Source organism: Desertivirga brevis (assembly GCF_017355835.1).
Map to the genome: position 1 here is coordinate 290,174 of NZ_JAFEWF010000003.1, position 24,725 is coordinate 314,898.

Consider the following 24,725-nt stretch of genomic DNA (forward strand, 5'->3'; position numbering starts at 1 on the left):
AATATAGCAAAAGTGAAAAATAATCTAATTTTCAGAATCTTAACCCTTGCTCTCTTTTTGGGGTTAATTACTCTTGAAACTTTCGCCCAGGGTACTGGAAAGATTGTTGGTAAAGTTACCGACAAGAAAACCGGCGAAACCCTGATCGGCCTCAACGTTAAAATAGTCGGCCAAACTAAAGGGGCATCTACAGACGTAGAAGGTCGCTATGTAATTTCTGGCCTGGCCGCTGGCAAATATTCAGTTCAGTTTAGTTATGTGGGATACGCTACTAAGACCATTTCTGATGTAGCTGTGTCTGCGGGAGTTGTAACGACATTAAATACTCTTATGGAAGAGGGGGGGAGTAATCAGCTAAAAGCCGTTGTGGTGACTGTTACAGCAAAGCAGGAGTCTGTGAGTGGATTATATGCGCAACAAAAAAATAGTGCAGTAATTTCTGATGGGATGTCTGCAGATGTTATCAAAAAATCTCCAGATAGGAATACTGGAGAAGTATTAAAAAGGGTAAGTGGTGCAAGTGTTCAGGATAACAGGTTTATTATTGTTCGAGGATTAAGTGACCGTTATAATTCAGCAATGATTAACAATACTCCACTACCTAGTTCTGAACCTGACAGAAAGACTTTTTCTTTCGATGCAATCCCTTCAAACTTGATTGATAATGTTATCATAAGCAAGACTGCTACCCCAGATCTTCCTGGCGACTTTTCTGGAGGAGCGGTTCAAGTAAAGACAAAGGACTTCCCAGACAATAAAACTCTTACTGTTAATTATGGAGTCGGTTATAATTCTATATCTACTTTCCAGCCATTTTACGGTAGACAAAGGTCCGTTTTGGAAAGTTTTGGATTTGCTAGTAGTAGTCGTAATTTGCCTTCTGGTTTTCCTCAATCTCTTGAAAGATACACAAACCTTCCTGCTGCAACGAAAGCTTCCCTTAGTAACCAATTTAATAATACCTGGGGCGTTGGAGACCAAGGCACTGCAATTCCAACTCAAAACCTCCAAGTAGTTTTCGGAAATTCTTACATTTCAAAAAATAACAATAAACTAGGTTTTATTCTCTCTACGACTTATCGAACTGGTGCTACGGTTTCCAATGAAATTCGTAATGATTACAACGAGGTGAATTGGAGTACGAGAACGAGTGCCCCTTTGTTTGAATATAGTGACAAATACTATAATTTCTCGAGTAACCTAGGAGTTTTAGCGAATCTTGCGTATTCTTTTAAAGGCAGTAAGCTTGCTTTAAAAACTTTATACAATAAATCATTCGAAGATAGTTATTTAAATAGATACGGTGCTTACGATAATAGAACCGAATTTAGAAGAGTTTCTCAGCAGGAGGCAGTTGATAAAAGCTTAATTAATACTGTTTTGGAGGGAGATCATTTGGTGTCATCCAAAAGTAAATCAAAGGTTAATTGGAACCTTTCCTTTAGTCGTTTAACAAATGATCAACCTGATCTAAAAAGATTATTCTATTCTAAGTTAGCATCAGACATGGATAATCCATCAGTGCCATTTACTGCTGCTGTTCCCTTAGTTGCTACAGCCTCAACCTCAGGTCGTTTTTACAGTGACTTGGGAGAAAACGTTTTAGGTGGGTCTTTTAATTATACTCTACCATTTAAACTCGCAGATGAATCTCAAGTGCTCAAAATTGGAGTTTTAAAGCAGTTTAAGGATAGAGAAGTTAACGCTCGGGTTTTGGGTTATATAAACAATTCTTCTGATCAAAGTCTCCTTACTCTTCCTCAAGACGAATTGTTTTCGTCTAGAAATATAGGACCTGATAAGTTTTATATTGAAGATATCACAAATCCCGATAATCAATATACTGGAAGCGGAGATTTGAATTCAGCCTATTTTATGCTGAATAACAGTTTTAAACAAAATTTGAAAATCGCATGGGGATTGAGAGTTGAAAACTACATTGAGAAGCTGAATAGCCGAACTAATGCCGGAAAAGTACAAGTAGACAACAATTACTTGGATTTCCTCCCGTCATTGAATGCTACTTATAGTTTAAATGATAAAACTAACGTACGTCTTAGTTATTCTAACACTGTTGCAAGAGCGCAATTTAGAGAGCTAGCACCATTTAGTTTCTATGACTTTATAACTGGTAATGTCAAAATCGGGAATGTTAACTTGAAAAGGACCCGAATTAATAACTACGATACTCGCTTTGAGTATTATCCCAGTGCAGGACAGGTTATTTCTGTCTCAGCTTTTTATAAACGTTTAAATAATCCAATCGAAAGCATTGTTACTATTGGCTCGAGTGCAGCTAGTAAAGGTATGACTTATACTAATGCTCCTAAAGCCGATGTGTATGGCCTGGAGTTTGAGATTAGGCACAGTCTAGGCTTTATCAACGAGAATTCGAATCTGTTAAAGAATCTAACATTTAATGCTAATACAGCTTTTATGAAGTCTCAAGTGAACTTTGAGGATATTTTAACAGTTGAGACAAATCGTCCTCTGCAAGGGCAATCCCCTTATTTGATTAATACAGGTCTTCAATATAGCTCTGCTAAATCTGGCTGGCAAGGAAGTCTTCTCTATAATAGAATAGGTAGACGACTTTCTGTAGTTGGCTTTGGTAAAGTAGAGAATGGAATGTTTGAAGCGGACTACCCAGACATTTATGAAGCTCCTCGTAATATTCTTGATTTGCAAATTGCTAAGCGCATTTTGAGGCAAAGAGGCGAGGTGAAATTGAACGTATCAAATATTTTTGATAGCGACAACGTGTATTACCAGGATCTTGATAAGGATAAACAGTATTCAACTGGTGATCAGTTAATAAATTCAATTCAATTCGGAAGAACGTTCTCACTATCGGTGGGATATAGCTTCTAATACTTAACATAAGCTTAATCTTATTTTAAAGTGCCACTAATGGCTGTTAACTAGTTTTGTAACAAATAATTACTTAAAAAAATGGACTTCAAAAAATCTAAAAATTTCGCTTTTGCTGTGATGCTGGCTGCATTAGGTTTCGGCTCGTGTAAGGATGACAATAATGTCGAGGAAACAATCGTGAAAGGAAATGCAACTATTTCAGGTGAAATAAGAGGATCAAGAACATTAAGTGCTGACACTGTTTATACGTTAAGTGGTTATGTTCGCGTATTAAGTGGAGGCTCTCTTACTATTCCTGCGGGAACAGTTATTAAGGGGCAAACTTCAACTAAAGCTGCTTTAATCATAGAAAGAGGTGGAAAGATATTTGCAAATGGTACAGAAGCTAGGCCTGTTGTTTTTACCTCTGAAAAGGCAGTAGGTGAGCGGAAACCAGGTGATTGGGCAGGTATAATCATATGTGGAAATTCTAAAGTTAATACTGCGACAGGTACTGCACAATACGAAAGTGGTGTGTTAGGTACAGAAGTAGCAGTTTACGGTGGCGGTGCAAATCCAAATCTTGCTGATAATTCAGGGGTTTTTAAGTATGTTAGAATTGAGTTTGCTGGTTATGCTATCCAAACCGATAAGGAAATAAATGGGTTAACTCTTTGTGGAGTTGGAAGCGGTACAGAGGTACATCACGTTCAAGTATCATATGGTGGCGACGATGCATTTGAGTTTTTTGGTGGAACAGTTAATGCAAAATATCTAATTGCTTATAGTAACGTGGATGATGATTTCGATATGGACCAAGGTTATGACGGTAAGTTGCAATATGGAGTTTCAATAAAGGATCCTAATATTTATGATGCAGCTGGAACGTCAAGAGGAATCGAGTTAGAAAACAAGGCTGCCGTAGCAAATAATTTTTACTCAAGACCTGTTCTTTCCAACTTTACTTTTATCGGTCCTGGTGTTGATGGCAATGTAAAGCACGGAGCTACAGTTCACTTAGGTTTGAATAGTAGAATTGTTTTAGCGAACTCAATCTTTGTTGGAGCAAGAACAAATGGAATTGAAGTTGTAGAAGATGTAGCAGCTTCTTTAAGCGCTAATACTTCATCTGTTTCTAATAATATAGTATTTGGTAATGCTGCTAATTACGCATTAAGTGGTACCGTTACTACTTATACTGTTCAAACTTTAACGAACTATTTCGCTGGTAAAAATAATGCTGTTGTAACAAATGTTGCAGGTGCTGGAATTACTAGTGCTACTTTAAATAACCCTGTATTAACTCTAACAAGTGGTTCAGTAGCTAATGGTAAAGCTTCCTTCGCTGGAACTGATTTAGCTAGCGGATTTGACGTTGTTACCTATGCTGGAGCAATGGGAACTTCAAACTGGGCTCAAGGATGGTCTGATTTCAATTTTAGTAAAACTGCTAGTGGTGGTTATTAATCCCAAACTGGCATAATATAAATAAAAAGAGGCTTTCTCAGATTGAGTTCAGCCTCTTTTTGTATACAAGGAGTACCTTCAAAAGAATAATTTCATTCTATACTAGCTCATATCACATTAACCCACCTGCCACTCTTATTGCTTTCAACGATCGCTTCAATAATCTTCATGTTATTAATTGCGTCATCAAAATCTGTCTCTAATTCTCTGCCCTCAATAATAGCTTTAGAGAAGGCATCTCCTTGTAAAGTATATTGATTGACCGCCTCAAACACTATTTCTTCAGTTGCCTGACCTGCTTTATGAAGAAGTATTTTTGCAGGAGCATCGGGAGGTGTGTTAACCGGAATTTCAATTTCTATACTTCCTTTTGTGCCGAGCACGTGGAAGCGTTGGAAGGGGTTTAGTTGGGTAGAGCAAGTGAATGTTGCAGTAGCATTTCCGAAGTCAAGGATTCCGGAGGCCAAACGATCGGTATGGGTCGACGAATCATATTCTACTACTCCGAGAACTCTTGAGGGTTCTGAATCCAGGATGTATCGCGACTGAGATATGCAATAACAGCCTATATCCATCAAACCTCCTCCTCCTGCTTCTTTTATATTCCGGATGTTATTGGGATCCACGTTATAATAGGAGAAAAAAGCCTGGATCGTTTTCACTTCTCCGATAGCCCCTTGCTTCACTAACTCTTTTGCTCTTTTCCATTGGGGATGGAAGCGGTACATAAAAGCCTCTGCAAGTTTTAGTTGAGGATATTGAGCCTTAGTGTTTGCAAGTCTTTCTGCTTCTGCTGCCGAAAGCGCAATAGGTTTCTCGCACAAAACATGTTTTCCGTACTTTAAGGCTAATTCTGTGTACGGTACATGCATATGATTAGGCAGTGGAATATAAACCGCGTCGATCTCTTCGTTCAGTAACAGGTCTTCATAGCTACTGTAAACGAGAGGGATATTTAATTTTGCAGCAGCTTCCTGGGCCTTCGCTGCGTCACGTGAAGCTATGGCTACTATGTCACAGTATTCGCTCTGCTGCATTGCAGGAATAACTTTTTGTAATCCTATTTTTGCAGTACTTAAAATTCCCCATTTAATTTTTTTCATAAAGATCATTTTGTGTGAAGATAGCCTTCCTGATTTATCTCATCAACCCATACTTTCAAATCTCTTTTTACAAAAGCATAACACGTGGTTTACACCTCAGCAATATTCTGCCCTTAGATTCGGAGAAGATAGTATGAAGCTGAAAAGCTTAACCTTGATCTTTGAATAATCGTTCTATATCCTGACTCCTAGAAATTAATGAAAGTTATTACAGAACAAGAATTTGCAAGAGCTACAAAGCTCGATAAAGTGCCTGTTCCAGGTCTTACTTCCTTTTTAATGGAGGTCACAAAAATAAATGAGGTTAATAGTCTGCTTGCTCAGGTGAAGCATCTTGAGGGACTGGAATTCGTCGATAAAATTTTAGAGATACTTAATATCGAACTGGACTTTAACAAGAATGAATTAAAGAATATCCCCTTGTCGGGTGCTTTTGTTGCCATTGCAAATCATCCTTACGGTGGACTTGAAGGTCTTATTTTATTAAAATTGCTTGGAGCTGTTCGTCCTGAAACAAGGCTCATGGCCAACTTTCTCCTAAACAAGATTGAGAATATCAGGAAGCAGCTGATTGCTGTAAATCCTTTTGAAAATATTGAGAATGGTACCAGTATAAGTGGTATTAAATTTTCGCTTACCATGTTGAGGGCCGGCGTTCCTTTGGCAATTTTTCCTGCAGGTGAGGTATCTGCCTTTCAAAGAGAGGTTCAGCAGGTAACTGATAAACAATGGCATCCGGTGGTGGGAAAGTTGGTAGCCAAGGCTGATGTTCCTGTGTTGCCGGTTTACTTTCATGGAGGGAACGGAATTCTGTTCAATCTTCTGGGAATGATCCATCCAATGCTTAGAACAGCAAAGCTTCCCTCTGAACTTTTTAATAAGAAAGGGCATGTAGTGAAGGTGCGAATTGGGAAGCTTGTATCTAAAGAGGAAATTAATGATTTCAGTAGTCCCACCAAACTGCTGAGTTATTTGAGAGCGAGGACCTATGTTTTAGGTGCAGGCTTAGAAAATCAGAAGAAGATCCTGAATGATAGTCAGTTATTCAAGATAAAGAAGCGTGTGGACGATATTATTAGTCCCGTCCCTGCCCCTCTGCTAGAAAAGGAAGTAGGATCTATATCTGAAACTTTAAAGGTTTGTGAGGAAAAGAACTATGAAGTTTTCATTGCCCCGTCAGACAAAATTCCAAATATTCTAAGGGAAATTGGTCGTCTGAGAGAAGTAACTTTCAGAGAGATTGGAGAGGGCACGAATAAGTCGATCGACGTTGACCGGTACGATATCTATTATAATCACTTATTTATTTGGGATAAGAATGCCCGCCTGATCGTAGGAGCATATCGTATTGGAAAAGGTGATGAGATTTTCTATAGCTACGGTAAAAAGGGCTTTTATCTGGCTGAGTTATTTAAGGTTGATAAGGAGTTCAATCCAATTTTGAAAGAGAGTTTGGAGCTGGGGCGGTCGTGGGTACGAAAAGAATATCAGCAGAAGCCTCTTCCTTTGTTCCTGCTGTGGAAGGGGATTATGGGGTATTTGTTAAAACATCCTCAGTATAGGTATCTAATAGGTCCGGTAAGTATAAGCAATAGCTTCTCTAAGTTTTCAAAGTCGCTTATGGTGAATTACATACTTGATCATCATTTTGATAATCAATTAGCCAGGTACGTTAAACCAAGGAAGAAGTTCAAGGTTGATTTTTCTAAGATTAACGGAAGCTTGCTTTTAGAGAATAAAAGATCTTTAAAGGATGTAGATGCACTGATAACCGACCTTGAGCAGGCTAATCGTAAAATGCCTGTTTTATTACGTCAATACATTGGTTTGAATGCAAAGATTATCTGTTTTAATATTGATCCAAAATTTTCTGACAGTCTTGATGGATTTTTAGTTTTGAATCTTGATAAGGTCCCTAAGGAAATGTTAAACAAGCTAGATAGTTAGGTTTAGCTTTTATGGATGTTTATAAAGAAAAGAGCTGTGGTTTGGCCCACCAGCTCTTCTTTTAATATGCGTTACAGGCTTGTAACGGCTTGCTCTTCTACCGGTGCAATCTCTTCTACCGGTTTTTCAACTGCTTTAACTGGCGCAACAGTAGCCGGCTTTCTTCTAACAACGGGTCTTTTTACTACTGGTTTTGCTGCCGGTTTTTCTGTCGCAGGTGCTATTTCAACTTTTGGTTTGGCAACAGCAGGTTTAACTTCGGGTTCCTTTGCTGGAGCTTCTTTCTTAAGGAGTGCACTAATGTCGATCTTCTCTGAAAATCTCTCAGATAATTGTTTGCTTACCTTATTGATAGCTTTGCGGGTCTTTTTTGAATCTAAGTCGAAATTAGCAGCAATTTCTCCAATAACATTTTTAAGTTTTGTTTCTAATTCTTTTTTTACGGCTCTACGTACTTTTTGTGCTATTTTTTTCTTTTTCATTGCGATTTGATTTAACTTCAAATTAACACAATATTTTTATTAGGTTAATATTATCTTTATGTTAAGTGTCTGAAGCGGTGTTAAGAAGCGGCGCTAATTTTCTTTTTAATGGAAGATCTCATTTTTCAGGGTGTGAACGCTTCTTAATTCCATTGCTTTGGGTTCTCAAGTATATATGACACAATAAGGCCAATGCACTCATCTAATAACGACTTGTTTAGAAAGACTGGTTTATACTTCCTTCAATTTTATATATTTGGTCACGAATAACTGGTTTCCCTAATAATAATGTTAAAAGAAGAGCGTCAGGCCTATATCATCAAGCAAATAAATTTACACAATAAAGTATTGTCTTCTGATCTCAGTACTGAATTGAATGTTTCTGAAGATACCGTCCGTCGCGATTTGAACGAGCTGGCTGAATCCGGAAAAATCATTAAGGTTTACGGAGGAGCATTGTCTAAGTCGTTCCATTATCCTTTTACAGAGAAGGAAACTTACGCAAAAGACTCTAAAAAGGAAATTGCCAAGAAAGCATTGTCTCTTATCACGGATGAGATGGTTCTGTTAGTAGGTGGCGGTACTACAATGATTGAGATTGCTCGGATGATTCCTAAGAACCTGCGCGCAACATTTTTCACTGTTAGCCCTTTGGTTGCTCTAGAGCTTGTGGAAAACTCTAATATTAATGTTATTCTGCTTGGTGGCCAGCTTTCACCCAACGCCCACATCTCTGTTGGGTCTATGGTTGTAAATCAGCTTTCCGAGATTCATGTTGATCTTTGTTTTTTAGGTACCAACGGTCTGTCTCTTGAAGCGGGAATTTCGGATTCAGACATGGAGGTAGTTCAAGTTAAGAAGGCTATGCTGAAAGCTGCAAAAAGAACAGCTGTAGTAAGTATTGCTGAGAAGCTGGATTCTGTTCAAAAAATGAAGGTCTGCAACCTTAATGCTATAAATTATCTTGTAACAGATCTTGATCCTTCAGATCCGGCTTTGCAAGGGTATTCTAAGTATGTGGAGCTGTTGTAAGCCTTATACTTTAATTATAATATTTCTTTTATACATAATCCACAAAATTAGGAACCATACAGAGACAAAGCAGATGGCCCAGGCTAAAGAGGCATTTAATTCAGTGAAGTAGGGTCTGAAATAGGATTCGTACAGGAAGGTTTTTAAGGCCACATCTTCATTTCCGCTTGATATTTTAATTGTATTCATGCTTTTGGCGATGATTCCGCTGAGGAAGAAAACGGTGATAGCATTTACACCAAAGGCGACAAATGGGGCGGTAAGTTTTTTCTTTTCCTTAACATCTATCATCCAGTAAAGTATTCCGAACGCTACAGCGGCCAGGCCTCCCGCATAAAGTACGTAGGAGCTTGTCCAAAGAGATTTATTTATGGGAAACATTGGATCCCAAACCAGAGCGAGAAGTACGGCTATGGCTCCAGCGCTAATTATGCCGAGAAGATTAGTTTCTGTAGAATAGTTTTTGCGAAGTAGCCATTGAGCTGTGAGAACCCCAGCAAGGCAAGTGCTTATTGCTGGGATTGTGCTTAAGATACCTTCCGGATCCCATGTTTTGCTTGACTTCCAGAGATGAGCTTCCGTTATGAGTGTTCTGTCTATCCAAGCTCCCAGATTAGTTTCAGGTTCAAGGTTGGGATGACCTACTCCCGGAACTGGAATTATAGTCATTATCATCCAGTAGAATATAAGTAGTGAGCCAAATATCCAGCCTTGTGTTTTAAACTTTGTTTTCAAAAAGATTATAGAGCTGATCAAGAATACTACTGCTATACGCTGAAGGACACCCGGTATTCTCACTGTCGCAAACTCAAAGTCTGGAAATAGTGCGAGCAACAATCCGAGTAGGAAGAGGATCGCCGCCCGCTTAGAGATTTTTCCCATCAGGGTTCCAAGCTGTTCTGTTGCTGACTTCTTGTTCTGAAGGGAAAATACGATCGATACCCCCACTATAAATATGAAAAAGGGGAATATTAAATCTGTAGGCGTACAGCCATTCCAAGGGGCGTGTTCTAATGGAGGATAGATATGTCCCCAACTGCCAGGATTATTTACAAGGATCATCGCAGCTACGGTTGCTCCGCGAAACACATCAAGGGAAAGTACGCGTTTTTTCATATAAAATATATGCTTGTTGATTTAATTATTAGTCTTCCTATTACGGATGCTACCCTCCGGGTTGTTTGTTAGTTTTCTGTTGAAATACGCACAAATGTGCATTCAAGTGACCTAATATAAGTATTTCGCGCTTATTTTTCCTGTTTGTGCGTTTTGGATAAAAAAATATTGCGTCTTCTTGCGTTTTTTGAAAATCTTTTTTAAGTTTGATTTATACATAAGCTAACTAACCAAATTATAAAAACCTAGTCATTACTGATGCAGCTGGTGCATTAATGATTAACTCTTCTTGATTGAACTATCGCTTGTATGGAATGCATCTTATCCTGCTTTTGGAAGCGCTTCTCTGAGATCGATTTCGACAAGCTTAGCTATCACGAACTGGTAGAAAATAATTTGTAAATATATTTATGAAAAGAGCTCTGAATTATCCGGTGTTATGGTGCATTTTTTTACTTGCCCTTTTTTCTTCTGCAACAGGTTTTGAGAAGGCGACAAAAAGGAATAAACAACCAGCTATTATTACAGGAGCTGATCAGCTTGATAAGTATCTCACTTATTTAGATGGTAAGCGGGTTGGAATGGTAGTAAACCAGACTTCTATCATCGGGAAAAAGCATAGTGTAGACAGCCTAAAAGCGTTAGGCGTAAATATCGTAAAGGTTTTTGGTCCCGAGCACGGTTTCAGAGGAGACGTTGGAGCTGGAGTTAAGGTGAATGACGCTGTTGATCCTAAAACTGGTATTCCGGTTGTCTCCTTATACGGGAAGACTCAAAAGCCAACGAAGCAGATGCTGGATGATCTGGATCTTGTGGTTTTTGATATACAGGACGTAGGAGCAAGGTTTTATACTTACATCATTACTATGCATAGAGTAATGGAAGCTTGTGCGGAGAACGGCAAGGAGCTGCTTATTCTTGACCGGCCAAATCCTAATGGTTATTTAATCGACGGCCCCATTCTGGATATGAATCTTAAGTCGGGTATTGGCATTCATCCTGTTCCTATTGCCCATGGAATGACAGTAGGCGAATATGCCCAGATGATTAATGGTGAAGGTTGGCTTGCAAACCGGGTAAAATGCAAGATCACTGTTGTTCCTGTTGCTAATTATTCTCACGACATGCCCTACAAGTTGCCGGTAAATCCTTCTCCTAATTTAAATACTCAACAGTCAATTCTTCTTTATCCTTCATTGTGTCTGTTCGAAGGTACTGTTATTAGTCAGGGACGAGGAACCGTGTTTCCGTTTACCGTATTGGGTAATCCAGAATTAAAGGGAAGGTACTCCTTTTCATTTACGCCCAAGAGTATAAAGGGGATGAGTGAAACTCCATTACATATGGATAAGACTTGCTTTGGTCTTGATTTTAGAACAATTAGCGAAAGAGAGCTTAGGGCGAGCAAGCAAATAAACCTGAAGTGGTTGAAAGAATTTTATGAAGCATATCCAGGCAAGGAGCGCTTTTTCGATTATAAACAGAGCAAGGAGATGGGCAATTTCGATAAACTGGCAGGGAATGTTGAATTAAAACAGCAGATTCAGGCAGGATGGTCAGAAAATAAGATCAGAAAGAGCTGGAAAAGAGGACTTGATGAATTTAAACAGATTAGGAAGAAGTATTTAATCTATTCTTAGGTGTTAATTTTCCAGTATTGCCTGTTTTTTTGTTACTAACTGAGTAAAAGTTTTGTTGTTTGAGTGATAATGATTGAAAAATTAGGTCCGACAGTCAAATTTCTTGCCTTGTTGCGCCAGTTTCTGCTTTTTTTTGCCTGTATGTGCGTTTTTTTGCGGTTATTTTTTTGAATATTGCATAATGTAATGTTATATTTGGTAAAGGCTTGCTGCTTTTAGGTTTTAAAATCGTTTTTATGCCGCTTGTTGCGCTGTTTGTTTAAGATTTAATTCAACTATACACGATCATTAATTTAATTATGAAAAAAAGGCTACTCATGTTATGCTTGGCGATGGTCTTCTTAGTCTTCAAGGTGTTTGCTCAGCAAAAAATAACCGGGAAGGTAACTGCTGAAGAAGATGGATTGCCTCTCCCTGGGGTTTCTGTAAAAATCAAGGGAGCTACTTCAGGTACTAGTACGGGGACGAATGGCGAATTTGCCATTAATGCATCTAAAGGACAGGTGTTAGTATTTTCATTCATTGGATTCGCTCCATTAGAGAGGACTGTCGGAGATGAGGCAGTTATGAATGTAAAACTCGGGTCTGATACAAAAAGCCTCAATGAGGTAGTGGTGGTAGGTTACGGCACCCAAAAGAAGGGAAACCTTACTGGAGCTGTTTCGACTATAGATGTGAATAAGACATTAGGTAGTCGGCCAATAGCGGATGCTGGAAGGGCAATTCAGGGTGCTGCTGCGGGACTGAGCGTAACAATACCCAGCGGTGAAGTAGGGTCTGATCCAATAATTAAAATTAGAGGTCAGATTGGATCTATTCGAGGAGGAGCTTCTCCTCTTATATTACTGGATAACGTTGAAATTCCTAGTATTCAATTAGTCAATCCCAACGATATCGCCTCAATAACAGTATTAAAAGATGCAGCCGCGTCATCTATATACGGTTCAAAGGCTGCTTTTGGGGTAGTATTGATAACTACAAAACAGGGATCAAGTAACGGAAAGCCTCAAATCAACTATAATAACAACTTTTCTTACCAGAATCCTTGGAAAGAACTGAAAATGGCAGACGTAAATGCATTAAAGTACTCGGTTGATGCGGTGGAGCGTGTTGGAGGAACTTCCACAGGAGCATTTTACAAAGTAGATCGTGCTAGTTATAATAAAGCTGTCGAGTGGAAGGAGAAGTACGGTAATACGATTGGTACTAATGATCCAACAGTTTATGGAAGAGATTGGTATGTGCAAAGTGGTCAGAAATTCGGTGTAAGGACTTATGATCCATATGCGAGCATGGTGGAGGAATGGGCACCTACTCAACAGCATAATCTTTCGATTGGTGGAACAACAGGTAAGACCTCTTATAATATTGGACTTGCTGCATTGGATCAAAGTGGAATGATGAAGGCTGCAAAAACAGATGAATTTAACAGGTATAATGCCTCTTTGAAAGTTTCAAGTGAGATTAATAAATACTTTACGGCAAGAGCTGGCGCTATTTATTCAAGAAGGAATAAGGAGTATGCGTATGTAACCAACTCGACTACTGCCGATCCATGGCTATATATATATAGATGGAGCCCCTTGTTTCCACTTGGAAACGACGAAAACGGCGATCCTATTCGTAGTCCCGCCAGTGAAGCATCAGCAGCTAATACTGCCAATATTCTAACTAATTACATGAACCTTAATCTTGGTGGAACGGTGAATATTATGAAAAACTGGAAAGTAGATTTTGACTATACCTTCTCCAGCCAGGGTGAGGATTGGAAACGTCCTGGAACAAGATTTACAGCGAGAAATTCTTGGGTTGCACCCAAAGCCAGGCTTGATGCTAACGGCAGCCCAGTATATGTTAATTCAGAAGGGCAGGTAGTTGCTAGTACGGCTCCTGGTGCGATGCCAGCTTTTGATCTTTCTATGGATGCCTATACAGCTGCGGGGTCTAATCCTGATCATATTTATAGATCTACCACTGATTTCAGACGTCATACAATTAATGCTTTTACAACTTACAATCTAGATTTAAAGACCGATCATAGTTTCAAATTTATGTTGGGGTTGAACCGGGTAACTGATGATACTGACTACCAGTGGACCCAAATAACAAATCTTCTGGATATTCAAAATCCACAATTTGATTACGGTGTGGGTACGACTACTGGTGGAGGAGATAAGTTTTGGGAAGCGCAATTAGGTTATTTTGGGCGTGTAAATTATGGGTTTAAGGATAAATATCTACTAGAAGGAAATTTAAGATATGATGGTTCCTCAAAGTTTCCTAATAGTCTTTGGTGGAAATGGTTTCCTTCTTTTTCGGCTGGTTGGGTTGCAAGTAAGGAGAGCTTCATGAGTTGGGCAAGCCCTGTTCTAAGTAATCTTAAGTTTAGAGGGTCCTGGGGTTCTATTGGAGATCAAACAGTTCCTAACAGTCTTTATCTTTCTTTAATGGGGAGCGGTCCTATAAATTGGATTGGAGGCACGGGAACGAAATTTAGCTACGTAGGCTCACCAACAGATGTTTCCCCTTTTATAACTTGGCAAGATATAGTAACCACCAACTTTGGCATTGATGCGGGCTTTCTTCAAGATCGTTTAAACGCAACCTTCGAAGTTTATAACCGCAAAACGAATAATATGATTGTTCCTGCAGAAGGAGTACCCGTAACTCTTGGAGTTTCTGCTCCAGAAAGTAATTACGGCTCTCTGGAGACAAGAGGATGGGAATTCACTCTTAATTTTAATCACAAGTTTAAAAATGGTTTAGGCATTAGTTTAGGTGGTAATCTTTCTGATGCGAAATCTATTATCACCGCTTACGGAACAACAAAGGGAGTAAATAATTATTATGTGGGTAAGACAGTAGGGGAAATATGGGGTTATAAAACGGATAGACTCTATCAGAAAGATGATTTTGAGTTGGACGCTAATGGTAACTTAATCGAGTATACCCTTACTGCTACTGATAGTAAGCAAAATGCCGGTAAGAAAGTATGGAAGTTAAGAAATGGCGCTAATGGAGAAAAGCCGGTTTACCAAGCGTTTTTACAAAACAGCTCGAATTTTCGGTTCGGCCCTGGTGACGTAAAGTTTATGGACCTTAACGGCGACGGTGAGTTAAATAATGGGAATCAATTGACTGATGACTATGGAGATCTTGAGATTATTGGAAATTCAACGCCTCGGTACGAGTATGGATTTCGATTAGGTGCAGACTTCAAAGGCTTTGATTTTAGCACCTTTTTCCAGGGAGTAGGTAGCCGTAAGATTTGGGGAAATGGCTCGACCACTATTGCAGGTTATGCCTCTGGTGACGGTGCTATGCCTGAAGCTATTGCGAGCAACTATTGGACTCCTGAAAACACAGGCGCCTTCTATCCTAGAGCTTATGACATGGGAGGCACTAATACTGGAAATAATATGCAGATTCAAAGCCGCTATCTTTTAAATATGGCTTACCTGAGACTGAAGAATGTTACCTTAGGATATTCTTTCCCGAAGTCTTTACTAAAAAGGGTTAACATAAACAGTCTACGTGTTTATACCTCTCTTGAAAACTTTATAACCTGGGATAAACTTGGTGATCTTCCTATCGATCCTGAAAATATCAATGGCTATTCAATGTGGAATGATAGTAATTATAATTCCGGTAGGACGGGTGTAGGCGTACCGGCTTTCAAAAGTGCTTCTTTCGGCGTTCAGTTAAACTTTTAAATTTTAAGAAGATGAAACATCATATTAAACTTATATATAGCCTCGCTCTAGCCTGCGTTTTAATGGCTTCCTGTAATAAAGAGGTTCTTGATAGGCCTCCTCTTACAGATATTCAGGATGATCCGACGAAGTTCTGGAGAAATGAAGATGACGCACGTTTGTTCGCCAATGGTTTCTATCCGAATTACTTCGTGGGATACAATACAGGTTTCGGCACTGATTATACCCCTGTAAGGGGCTACACCTTCTCTGATGACTTGACTGCGAGAAATGTTCAAAGTAACTTCGAAAGCACTGTTCCCGTTAGTCGTGCACCCTCTTCAACGGCAACAATAGCAACCCTTGAAGCACCATCAATGTTAACCCAATACGCAGGCCCTACTTGGAACTTTGCTTGGGTGAGAAAGTCAAATCTGTTTCTAGATAGGCTGCAAAACATTATGGAACCGAAGCTTGCGCCCGAAGCATATAAGCATTGGACAGCGGTTGGGCGTTTCTTTCGTGGCTTTGAGTATAGCAGACTTGTAAGCGTTTTTGGGGATGTACCTTACTATGATAAAGTATTGGGGGATACAGATTGGGATCAGCTATATAAAGATCGTGATAGCAGAGGATTTGTTATGGATAAAGTTTATGAGGATTTCAAATATGCTCTTGCTAATATGCGTGAAAATGATGGCGCCCAGAACTTAAATAAATATATTGCTGCTGCTTTTATCTCCCGATTAATGTTGTTTGAAGGAACATTTGAACATTACCATAATCTAGATGCAGTCCGGGCTAAGAAGTATTTGGAATTAGCTGTAGAGGCAGCCGAAGTGGTTATTAATAGCAATAAGTATAATTTTACACGTGATTTCAAATCAATATTTTCTTCTGAAAGTTTAGCGGGACACCCAGAAGTATTGCTTTACCGCACCTACGATGCAACTCTTGGAGTAACCCATAGTATTGGTTCTTACCAAAACGGTACCGAATCAATGGGAGTAGATGCCAATCTTGTTTTTATTAAATCATTCCTAGTAAACGATGGTAAGGTATGGCAAAATTCAACTACGCCTGGGGCGGCAAGTTTTACTATAGGTGATCTGATTAAAACCCGGGATCCACGTTTTGAAGCATCTTTTATTGATCGTGCTTTGGACAAGTCAACCACGTTGCTATATGGCTATAAGTTTGCATCGAGAGAGGCTATAACCTTTATTGGAAAAACCTATCCAGCGGCTTGGGGAAGCAATACAAATACAAGCGATGCTCCTGTTATACGACTAGCAGAAGTTGTTCTAAATTGGATAGAGGCAAAGGCAGTGTTAGCGGAGTACTTTGCAGGTCCAGCGATTACCCAAGCAGATTTAAATAAATCAATAAATGCAATCCGTAATCGTCCTTTAGACGCTGCTGCGATTGCAAAAGGGGTACAAAAAACAGTTCCCTTAACTTTAGCAACTCTTCCTGATGACCCAGCCCGTGATGCAGATGTCCCTGCTTTAGTCTGGGAAATTCGCAGGGAAAGACGTATGGAGTTTGTTTTTGAGCACACTCGACTGCTTGATTTAAAACGATGGAAGAAAATTCAGTACATGGATTTTAGTAAAAACCCCGACTATTTCCTGGGGCCATGGGTTAATGTGAAAGCCGAAGTGCCGGGAGTGCTAACAGCTACAAACGTTGGAAAGGTGAGAGTGAAAAAAGCTGATGGAACTGTTGTGACTTACAATGGCAGCAATGCTGAGGCATTAGTGGGCTTTTGGATGGTAGAAAATGCTTCAAATCGCAATTCATTCTCTGATGCAGTTTATATGTCTCCGGTTGGGCAGAATCAGATTATACAATACAAAGAAAGAGGATATAACCTTACTCAAACTGTTAACTGGTAAACTTTAACTTTTTATAGATATAAAAGAGCTGAGGAGCTTTTTTATATCTATAGTTCTTTGGATTTTTCAAACTGTCAGAAGAGATCAGAATTAGTGCAATGTTCCAGCATCAATACAACCATTATTGCGATCGCAATTGCGGTTTTTTGCGTTTTTTAAATGTAAAATGCAAGAAGTTCGTGTTATTCGAATGGTTTTTTTACATGGGACATTCCGAATGCATTTTTTCGCGTTTTGATCGCTCAAGAGCTCTAAATATTTTCAAATGCTATGAAATCAAGTAATTGTATTTTCCTGGGTTGGCTTTTTATTTTACTGTTTCATTCTGCCTCAGCTCAGTCTTTAAAGTTTGCCTTTATTTCTGATACCCATATCGGTAATCCAACAGCAGCAGAAGATCTTCGTCGTACTGTTTTAGATGTGAATGCCAATCCTTTATTGGAATTCGCCGTCATTACGGGTGACGTCACTGAGTTTGGCTCGGATGAGGAGCTTAAACTGGCAAAACAAATCCTCGATAGTCTTAGTAAACCTTGGTATATCATTGCTGGTAATCACGATTCCAACTGGTCTGAAAGCGGAAGTAATAGCTTCAGGAGGGTTTTCGGGGGCGAAACGTTCTCCTTAGTTAAAGGTGGTTATTTGTTTGTCGGAACAAGCTCCGGTCCTAATATGCGTATGGGACCAGGGCAAATTCCGAGAGAGAATATTGTATGGTTAGATTCTGTGCTTTCAAATATGCGGGATCCTGGGATGCCTATTATTTATCTCAATCATTACCCTCAGGATTCTGCACAAAATAATTGGTATGAAGCTTTAGACCGGTTGAAGAAAACTAATGTTCAACTGGTTTTGTGCGGGCATGGTCATTCTAATAAGAGATTTTCAGTTGAGGGAATTCCATCGGTCATGGGACGCTCCAATTTAAGAGCGAAGGATAGTGTCGGTGGCTATACTATTGTTACAATCGCAAACAGCAAGGCAATTTTTGAGGAAAGGAAACTTGGCTTGGATGGCCTGAGAAAATGGGCAGAAGTAGATATGTTCAATCACCAGTTCACAAAGGATACTACAAAGTATTTCAGACCCTCCTTTGCCGTGAATGAAAAGTTCAACAAGGTAAAATTGCTCTGGGAGTATCAGGACCAAAGCGATATTGGGGCTGGTACTGCTTCTTCAAAGAAATTCGTTTTTGCAACCGATACTAAGGGACTAGTATATGCTCTTAATAAGAACGATGGAAAAAGAGCCTGGATGTTTAAAACTGGAGGAAAGATTTATTCCACACCAGCAGTAGAGGGTGATTACCTAACAGTTGGCTCTTCAGATAATTTTATTTATTGCCTTTCTGCATCATCTGGCAAACTTATTTGGAAATACGAGGCATTAAAGCCTGTACTTGGCTCACCGGTTATTAAAGGTAATCAGGTTTTTGTTGGTAGCTCAGACGGACACTTTCGATCTCTAGATCTCAAGTCAGGCAAGTTATTATGGGATTTTGATGATGTGAAGGGATTTGTTGTAACCAAACCTTTAATCTATGAAGGTATAATTTACTTTGGCTGTTGGGCTAATGATTTCTATGCACTCGATATTAAAAATGGTAAGCTCATTTGGAAATGGAATAACGGAGCATTAAACAGGATGTTCTCTCCTGCAGCATGTTATCCGGTAGCGGCGAAAGGCAAAGTTTTTATTGTTGCTCCTGATCGGTATATGACTGCCTTTAATGCCAAAACCGGCGAGGTAATTTGGAGAAAACAAATGAAAGATGTTAGGGTCAGGGAATCTATGGGGCTGTCAGAAGATAGTTCTCTTGTTTATGTCAAAACGATGGATGGTGAACTATATGGTATCTCAACTGCTGCTTCAGACATGGATTTGGCCTGGAAAGCCTCGTTGAAGTTGCCCTATGAGTTGACTCCTTCAACGCTGATAGAAAATAACGGAGTTGTCTTCATACCTTCTCACTCGGGACTTGCTTCTGCTATTGATCGTAGTTCGGGAAAAGTTTTGTGGCAATACAAAACCTCCAACTGTCTCATGAACCCTATAATGCCTCTGGATAAGAACAAAGTTATTGTAAGTACCATGGATGGCAAGATTGCTTGTCTTGAATACTCTTATAGTAATTAAAGTGAAGAAACTCTTATTAAATATTATTCTCCTTCTGGTATGCTTTGAGGTAGCAGCAAGATCCCTGGCAGATTCTGCCAGGGTTTGGCGACTGATCGATGATGTGCAGAAGAAATATGCAGCTGATAAGAGAACGACTTACTATAAGGTAAATATTGAAAGTTTTGAGCCTCTTTCGTTGAAAGTGGAGAGCTCAGACCCCAAAGCTATTGAAGGCTTGAAACTTCATCTGGAAAAACAAAGCATTAAGGCAAAGATTAGAGAATCATTGTTACCGGCGGAGGAATTGGATGGAAAGACATGGGGAATTGCTACTCTTTCGGTATGCAACAATCGTGTTGCTCCTGACAATGCAGCCGAAATGGCCACCCAGCTCCTTCTTGGAACTCCAGTTCAGGTACTGAAAAAAGAGCGAGGGTACTACCTTGTCCGTACTCCGGATAATTACCTCTCCTGGACAGATGATGCAGGAATAGCAACCTTCACTCCCCAAGAGTTTAAGAAGTGGCAGCTGGCAGAAAAAATAGTTGTTTTGACTAGCTATGGCCATGCTCTTAGTCGGCCGGCAAAGCATTCTTCTCCGGTATCTGATGTTGTTGCTGGTAATATTCTAAATATTTCAGGCAAGGAGAAGAAGTTTTACAAGGTACTATTCCCCGATGGCAGGAAAGGATATATTCCTCTTAAGGATGCTATGGCTTACAAAAGCTGGGTATCGAGAGCAAATCCACAAGCAGAGCAGGTCTTGGAAACGGCAAGATCCTTAATGGGCGTCCCATATCTTTGGGGTGGCACTTCTTCCAAAGGTGTAGACTGCAGTGGTTTTACTAAGACTTCTTACTTCCTGAATGGAATCATTTTACCTAGGGATGCATCACAACAGGTTTTATATGGCCAACAGGTAGACATTTTTGAGAATGATAGTGTTAGCATAACAAAGGCGCTAAGAACTTTAAAAGCTGGAGACCTGCTGTTCTTTGCAGCAGGAAAGAATAGAGTTCCTAATGCAAGGGTAACTCATACAGCAATTTATATTGGTGATGGTAAGTTTATTCAATCAGCAAGTATGGTGAGGGTCAACAGTCTCGTGGCCAGCAGCTCAGATTATGACAGCTTTCAAAGCCGTACACTAGTGAACGCAAAACGAATGCTAACAGCCATAGGTTCTCCTGGAATTTCCAGGATCGAGGATCATCCCTTTTATTCTCCTAATAAACATTAACATGAGTACCAGAAGAGATTTTATAAAAAATACAGGACTATTAATGGGGACATCTTTACTTGCAGATCCGGAAGCTCTTTACGCAGCAGAGAAGCAAAAGATGAGTGGAAACGGAAGGCTGAAACTGCGTTTCAGACCCTATACACTAAATTTAAAACATGCATTTAATCTCGCAACCAGCTCCCGCACGACAACTCCTGTAGTGCTTACTGAATTGGAGTACGAGGGGACTATTGGTTATGGGGAAGCATCAATGCCTCCTTACCTCGGCGAATCCCACGAAACAGTTTCAAGGTTCCTGTCAAAACTTGATCTCTCTAAATTTGATGATCCTTTCCAAATGGAAAATATCCTGGATTATGTAGATCATATAGAACCAGGGAACCGGGCAGCGAAAGCATCCATTGATATTGCCCTTCACGATCTTGTGGGCAAACTGATAAAACAGCCCTGGTATAAGATCTGGGGATACGACTCCTCAATAACTCCTGTAACGTCCTATACCATTGGTATTGATACTGCTGATGTGGTACGGCAGAAGGTGAAGGAAGCCGAGCCGTATAAAATCTTGAAAGTTAAGTTAGGGAGAGACACCGACAAGATGATGATTGAGACTATCCGGCAGGTGACCGACAAGCCCTTATGTGTTGATGTAAACCAAGGTTGGAAGGACCGCTCTTTTGCCCTGGATATGGCTAATTGGCTCCATGAAAGGGGTGTAGTTTTCATTGAGCAGGCGATGCCCAAGGAACAAGTTGATGATAATGCCTGGTTGACTGAACATAGTCCTATTCCTACTATAGGCGACGAGTCCGTCCAGAGGCTGGACGACGTATTGAAAGCTCATAAGGTGTATAGTGGAATTAATATCAAATTAATGAAATGCACCGGAATGCGCGAAGCTCATAAAATGCTAACTCTAGGAAGAGCACTCGGTATGAAGATCATGATGGGTTGTATGACGGAAACGTCTTGTGCAATATCTGCTGCATCTCAATTGTCTCCAATGGTTGACTGGGCTGATCTTGATGGTGCCTTATTGATCAGTAATGACGTTTATCGCGGAACAGAGGTAATTAATGGAAAGGTGACATTAAGTAAACTACCCGGAATTGGGATTAAAAAAATCTGATCTATAATAAGACAGCTTACATGAATTTCTTTAACACAAATATCATAAACAGAAGGAAAATCGCTCAGATTCTTCTATTCTCACTTTTCATTAGCCCAATGGTAACGGCACAAGCTCAGGAGTTTTTACAGAGATCTCCTGATGCTGATGCCTGGGTAAAACAGGAGCTGAGGAAGCTTTCTAAAAGGGAAAGGATTGCACAATTGATGGTCATTCGCCTGTCTGAAAGGAAGGGGAAAGAGGTGGTGTTTTATGATAAGGAGGTACTTCAATATTTAAAAAAATACAATATAGGTTCTGTTTGCCTATTTCAGGGAAACTCTCCTCAGCAGGCATTAGTCCTGAATAAATTACAGGCTAAAGCTAAAAATCCACTCCTGGTTTGCATCGATGGCGAAACAGGGCTCGGGATGCGATTTGGAGATGTGAAACCTTTTCCGGATCAATTAACAATTGGTGCAGTACCAGATGCAGTAATTGCATATAAAGTCGGGAGAGCAATTGCCGAGCAATGTAAGCGAGCAGGAATTCATGTTGATTATGCTCCGGTAGTTGATATTAATAATAATCCGCTGAATCCGGTGATAAACTTTCGTTCACTCGGGGAGGATAAATATAAAGTCGCTGGATTTGGCGTGCAGATAATGAAAGGCATGCAGGATGGGGGAGTGATGGCTTGTGCGAAACATTTCCCAGGTCATGGCGATGTTGCTGTTGACTCCCATCTCGATCTTCCTGTAATAAATAAGTCGGTGCCGGCCCTTGATTCTCTTGAGCTATACCCATTTAGGGAGATGGTAAAAGCTGGAGTAGGGAGTATGATGGTAGCTCACTTGTATATTCCTTCAATAGATGCGACTGAAAATCAGGCAACCTCTCTTTCAAGGAAAAATGTGACAGGTCTCTTAAGGAACCAGCTGGGATATAAAGGGCTTACTTTTACTGACGCTTTAGAGATGAAAGGTGTGGCTAAATTTTACCCGCAAGGTGAAGCCGCTGTACAATCAATCATCGCCGGAAATGACATGCTTTGCCTTCCTGGAGATGTGAAGGGAAGTATTAAGAAAGTCCGTAAAGCGATAAGAAAGGATAAGCTTTCCTGGGATGATCTAAATGAAAAAGTAGAACGCGTTCTTTATGCCAAGTTTAATCTTGGGGCGAACTCCTTCAATCCAATTGACACAGTAAATATCGCCGCTGATCTCAACAAAGATGTAAGCAGCCTTAAGAGGGAGGTTTATGAGAATGCAATAACTCTGCTTAAGGCTTCAGATGAGGCTCTCCTTTCGTTAAGTACCTCAAAACGTATAGCTTATGTTGGAATTGGCATCTCTGCTGAAAATCAATTTGGCAGGATGCTTAAGGAGGAATATAAGACTGATTGCTATTATTTCGATTATGCTGCTGATGCAGGTAGGCTTGAAACAATCCAGCAAAGTTTGCAGGGGAAATACGATGTTATTATTACCGGACTGCATAACTACAAAAAATATCCAGCAAATAATTTTGGTATTAGTGCAACAGCCATTGAGTTTCTGCGTCGCTTAGGCGAAAATGCTAACACAATCAATTTCGTATTTGGGAATCCTTATGCTATAAAGAACTTTAATTCAGCGAAAAATATCATTGCCTGCTATGAGGATGATGCATTGATGCAGGAAGCTGCAGTGAGGTTTTTAAAGGGGAAAATTGCCGCTAAAGGTAAATTACCAGTAACGGTCTCTGCGGATTTGCCTTACGGATCAGGAATGGATTCGCGAAAGCTGAAGGTAGTAAGTCCTGAGACAGTTGGTCTGAGCAGCAAAATGTTAGGTAGGATTGATTCAGTAGCACTGGATGCAATTGCTAAAGGCGCAACTCCGGGTGCCGTTGTTCTGGTGGCCAGAAAGGGAAAGATTGCTTTTGAAAGAGCTTATGGTACTATGAATACCGATAGAAAGGAAGCTGTTAGCTCAGAAACTATCTACGATCTCGCTTCTGTTACCAAGATCTCGGCAACAACATTAAGTGTAATGAAGCTTTACGAGGAGGGCAAACTTGATTTGAATAAGACGCTGGGAGATTATTTGTCCTGGACCAAAGGATCAGACAAGGCCAATCTAAAAATAAGGGACATCCTATTACATCAAGCGGGCTTGGTGTCGTTCATCCCTTTTTACAGGGAAACTTTAGAGAAATCTGGAAAGCCCAAAGCTGGAGCTTACAGTAGTACGAGGGATAAGGTCTATTCGGTGAGGGTTGCCGATAATATGTATATGCCAGCTGCTCGCATTGACAGTATGTATAATAAGATCTTAAGTAGCAAGTTGGGCCCTGCAAATAAGTATGTATATAGTGATAATGATTTTATTTTCCTGGGGAAGATTGTAGAACAGATCACAGGGAAGGATCTAGATCAGTACACAAGAAATGCTTTTTATCTTCCATTGGGAATGTATACCACTACATTCAAGCCATTGGAACATTTTCCTCTGAATCAGATCGCTCCTACAGAAAACGAAAAGTATTTCCGTCTTCAGCAGTTAAGAGGCGACGTGCACGATCCAGGCGCTGCCATGTTTGGTGGGGTAGCGGGCCACGCCGGTTTGTTCAGTAATGCTAGCGACTTGGCTAAACTATACACACTTCTTTTAAATGGAGGCGAATTAAATGGGATAAAGCTTTTGAAGAAGGAAACTATAGATTATTTTACAGGCTACCATAGTGAAATCAGCAGAAGGGGACTTGGTTTTGATAAGCCTGAGAAGGATAATAAGGATCCTAAAACAGCTTATCCTTGTTGGAGCGCATCCCCTCAAACCTACGGTCACACCGGCTTCACCGGAATTGGCGTATGGGCCGATCCTAAATATGATCTTCTCTATATTTTCCTGTCTAACCGGGTTTGCCCGGATGGGGAAAATAATAAGCTCTTAAGCATGAGTGTCCGGGGGAAAATTCACGAATTGATCTATCAGTCACTATTGAATAAGAATCAATGAAGCGAGGGATGCCGGCACTTTTAT

Annotated in this window: 14 protein-coding genes; 11 read left to right on the forward strand and 3 right to left on the reverse strand. The window is 40.0% G+C overall.

The genetic code is table 11. The features are described 5' to 3' along the window. Positions 1-12 precede the first annotated feature (12 nt). Both J4N25_RS11720 and J4N25_RS11725 read left to right on the forward strand, forming a co-directional pair. Positions 13-2,871, forward strand: a complete 2,859-nt coding sequence (locus tag J4N25_RS11720) for a TonB-dependent receptor (RefSeq protein WP_207422388.1) — start codon at positions 13-15, stop codon at positions 2,869-2,871. 81 nt (positions 2,872-2,952) lie between these two features. Further along, positions 2,953-4,320, forward strand: coding sequence for a beta-helix domain-containing protein (locus tag J4N25_RS11725; protein ID WP_207422389.1), 1,368 nt, complete (start codon positions 2,953-2,955; stop codon positions 4,318-4,320). A 107-nt stretch (positions 4,321-4,427) separates the two neighbouring features. On the opposite strand, the gene J4N25_RS11730 is transcribed toward J4N25_RS11725, so the two are convergent. Further along, positions 4,428-5,423 carry a Gfo/Idh/MocA family protein gene (locus J4N25_RS11730; protein ID WP_207422390.1) on the reverse strand — a complete coding sequence of 332 codons (996 nt, stop codon included), beginning with the start codon at positions 5,421-5,423 and terminating at the stop codon, positions 4,428-4,430. Positions 5,424-5,621: 198 nt separating this feature from the next. On the opposite strand from J4N25_RS11730, the gene J4N25_RS11735 reads away from it, so the two are divergent. Next, the gene (locus tag J4N25_RS11735) at positions 5,622-7,370 is read left to right on the forward strand and encodes a bifunctional lysophospholipid acyltransferase family protein/GNAT family N-acetyltransferase (protein WP_207422391.1); all 1,749 of its coding nucleotides are present in this window, start codon (positions 5,622-5,624) and stop codon (positions 7,368-7,370) included. Between the two features lie 71 nt (positions 7,371-7,441). Here J4N25_RS11735 and J4N25_RS11740 read toward each other — a convergent pair whose 3' ends face one another. Next, positions 7,442-7,852, reverse strand: coding sequence for a hypothetical protein (locus J4N25_RS11740; RefSeq protein ID WP_207422392.1), 411 nt, complete (start codon positions 7,850-7,852; stop codon positions 7,442-7,444). A 288-nt stretch (positions 7,853-8,140) separates the two neighbouring features. On the opposite strand from J4N25_RS11740, the gene J4N25_RS11745 reads away from it, so the two are divergent. Then, a complete protein-coding gene (locus tag J4N25_RS11745) occupies positions 8,141-8,884 on the forward strand; it encodes a DeoR/GlpR family DNA-binding transcription regulator (RefSeq protein ID WP_207422393.1) in 744 nt (247 codons plus the stop codon). A gap of 3 nt (positions 8,885-8,887) precedes the next feature. Here J4N25_RS11745 and J4N25_RS11750 read toward each other — a convergent pair whose 3' ends face one another. Next, entirely contained in the window at positions 8,888-10,000 is a 1,113-nt protein-coding gene (locus tag J4N25_RS11750) for an acyltransferase family protein (protein WP_207422394.1), read from the reverse strand. Between the two features lie 410 nt (positions 10,001-10,410). Between J4N25_RS11750 and J4N25_RS11755 the strand changes: the two genes are divergently transcribed. The 7 genes from J4N25_RS11755 (at position 10,411) to J4N25_RS11785 (ending at position 24,701) form a co-directional block, all read left to right on the forward strand. Then, a complete protein-coding gene (locus J4N25_RS11755) occupies positions 10,411-11,640 on the forward strand; it encodes an exo-beta-N-acetylmuramidase NamZ family protein (protein WP_207422395.1) in 1,230 nt (409 codons plus the stop codon). 299 nt (positions 11,641-11,939) lie between these two features. After that, a complete protein-coding gene (locus tag J4N25_RS11760; protein WP_207422396.1) occupies positions 11,940-15,353 on the forward strand; it encodes a SusC/RagA family TonB-linked outer membrane protein in 3,414 nt (1,137 codons plus the stop codon). An 11-nt stretch (positions 15,354-15,364) separates the two neighbouring features. Next, the gene (locus tag J4N25_RS11765; protein ID WP_207422397.1) at positions 15,365-17,230 is read left to right on the forward strand and encodes a RagB/SusD family nutrient uptake outer membrane protein; all 1,866 of its coding nucleotides are present in this window, start codon (positions 15,365-15,367) and stop codon (positions 17,228-17,230) included. 270 nt (positions 17,231-17,500) lie between these two features. After that, on the forward strand, positions 17,501-19,366 hold the full coding sequence (locus J4N25_RS11770; protein WP_207422398.1) for an outer membrane protein assembly factor BamB family protein: 1,866 nt from the start codon (positions 17,501-17,503) through the stop codon (positions 19,364-19,366). A gap of 1 nt (position 19,367) precedes the next feature. Continuing rightward, a complete protein-coding gene (locus J4N25_RS11775; protein WP_207422399.1) occupies positions 19,368-20,588 on the forward strand; it encodes a C40 family peptidase in 1,221 nt (406 codons plus the stop codon). A gap of 1 nt (position 20,589) precedes the next feature. After that, positions 20,590-21,720 (forward strand): dipeptide epimerase, encoded by a 1,131-nt coding sequence (locus J4N25_RS11780; RefSeq protein WP_207422400.1) that lies wholly within the window; start codon positions 20,590-20,592, stop codon positions 21,718-21,720. A 20-nt stretch (positions 21,721-21,740) separates the two neighbouring features. Further along, positions 21,741-24,701: a serine hydrolase domain-containing protein gene (locus tag J4N25_RS11785; RefSeq protein WP_242695873.1), complete on the forward strand. Its 2,961-nt coding sequence runs from the start codon at positions 21,741-21,743 to the stop codon at positions 24,699-24,701. The last annotated feature ends 24 nt before the right edge of the window (positions 24,702-24,725 follow it).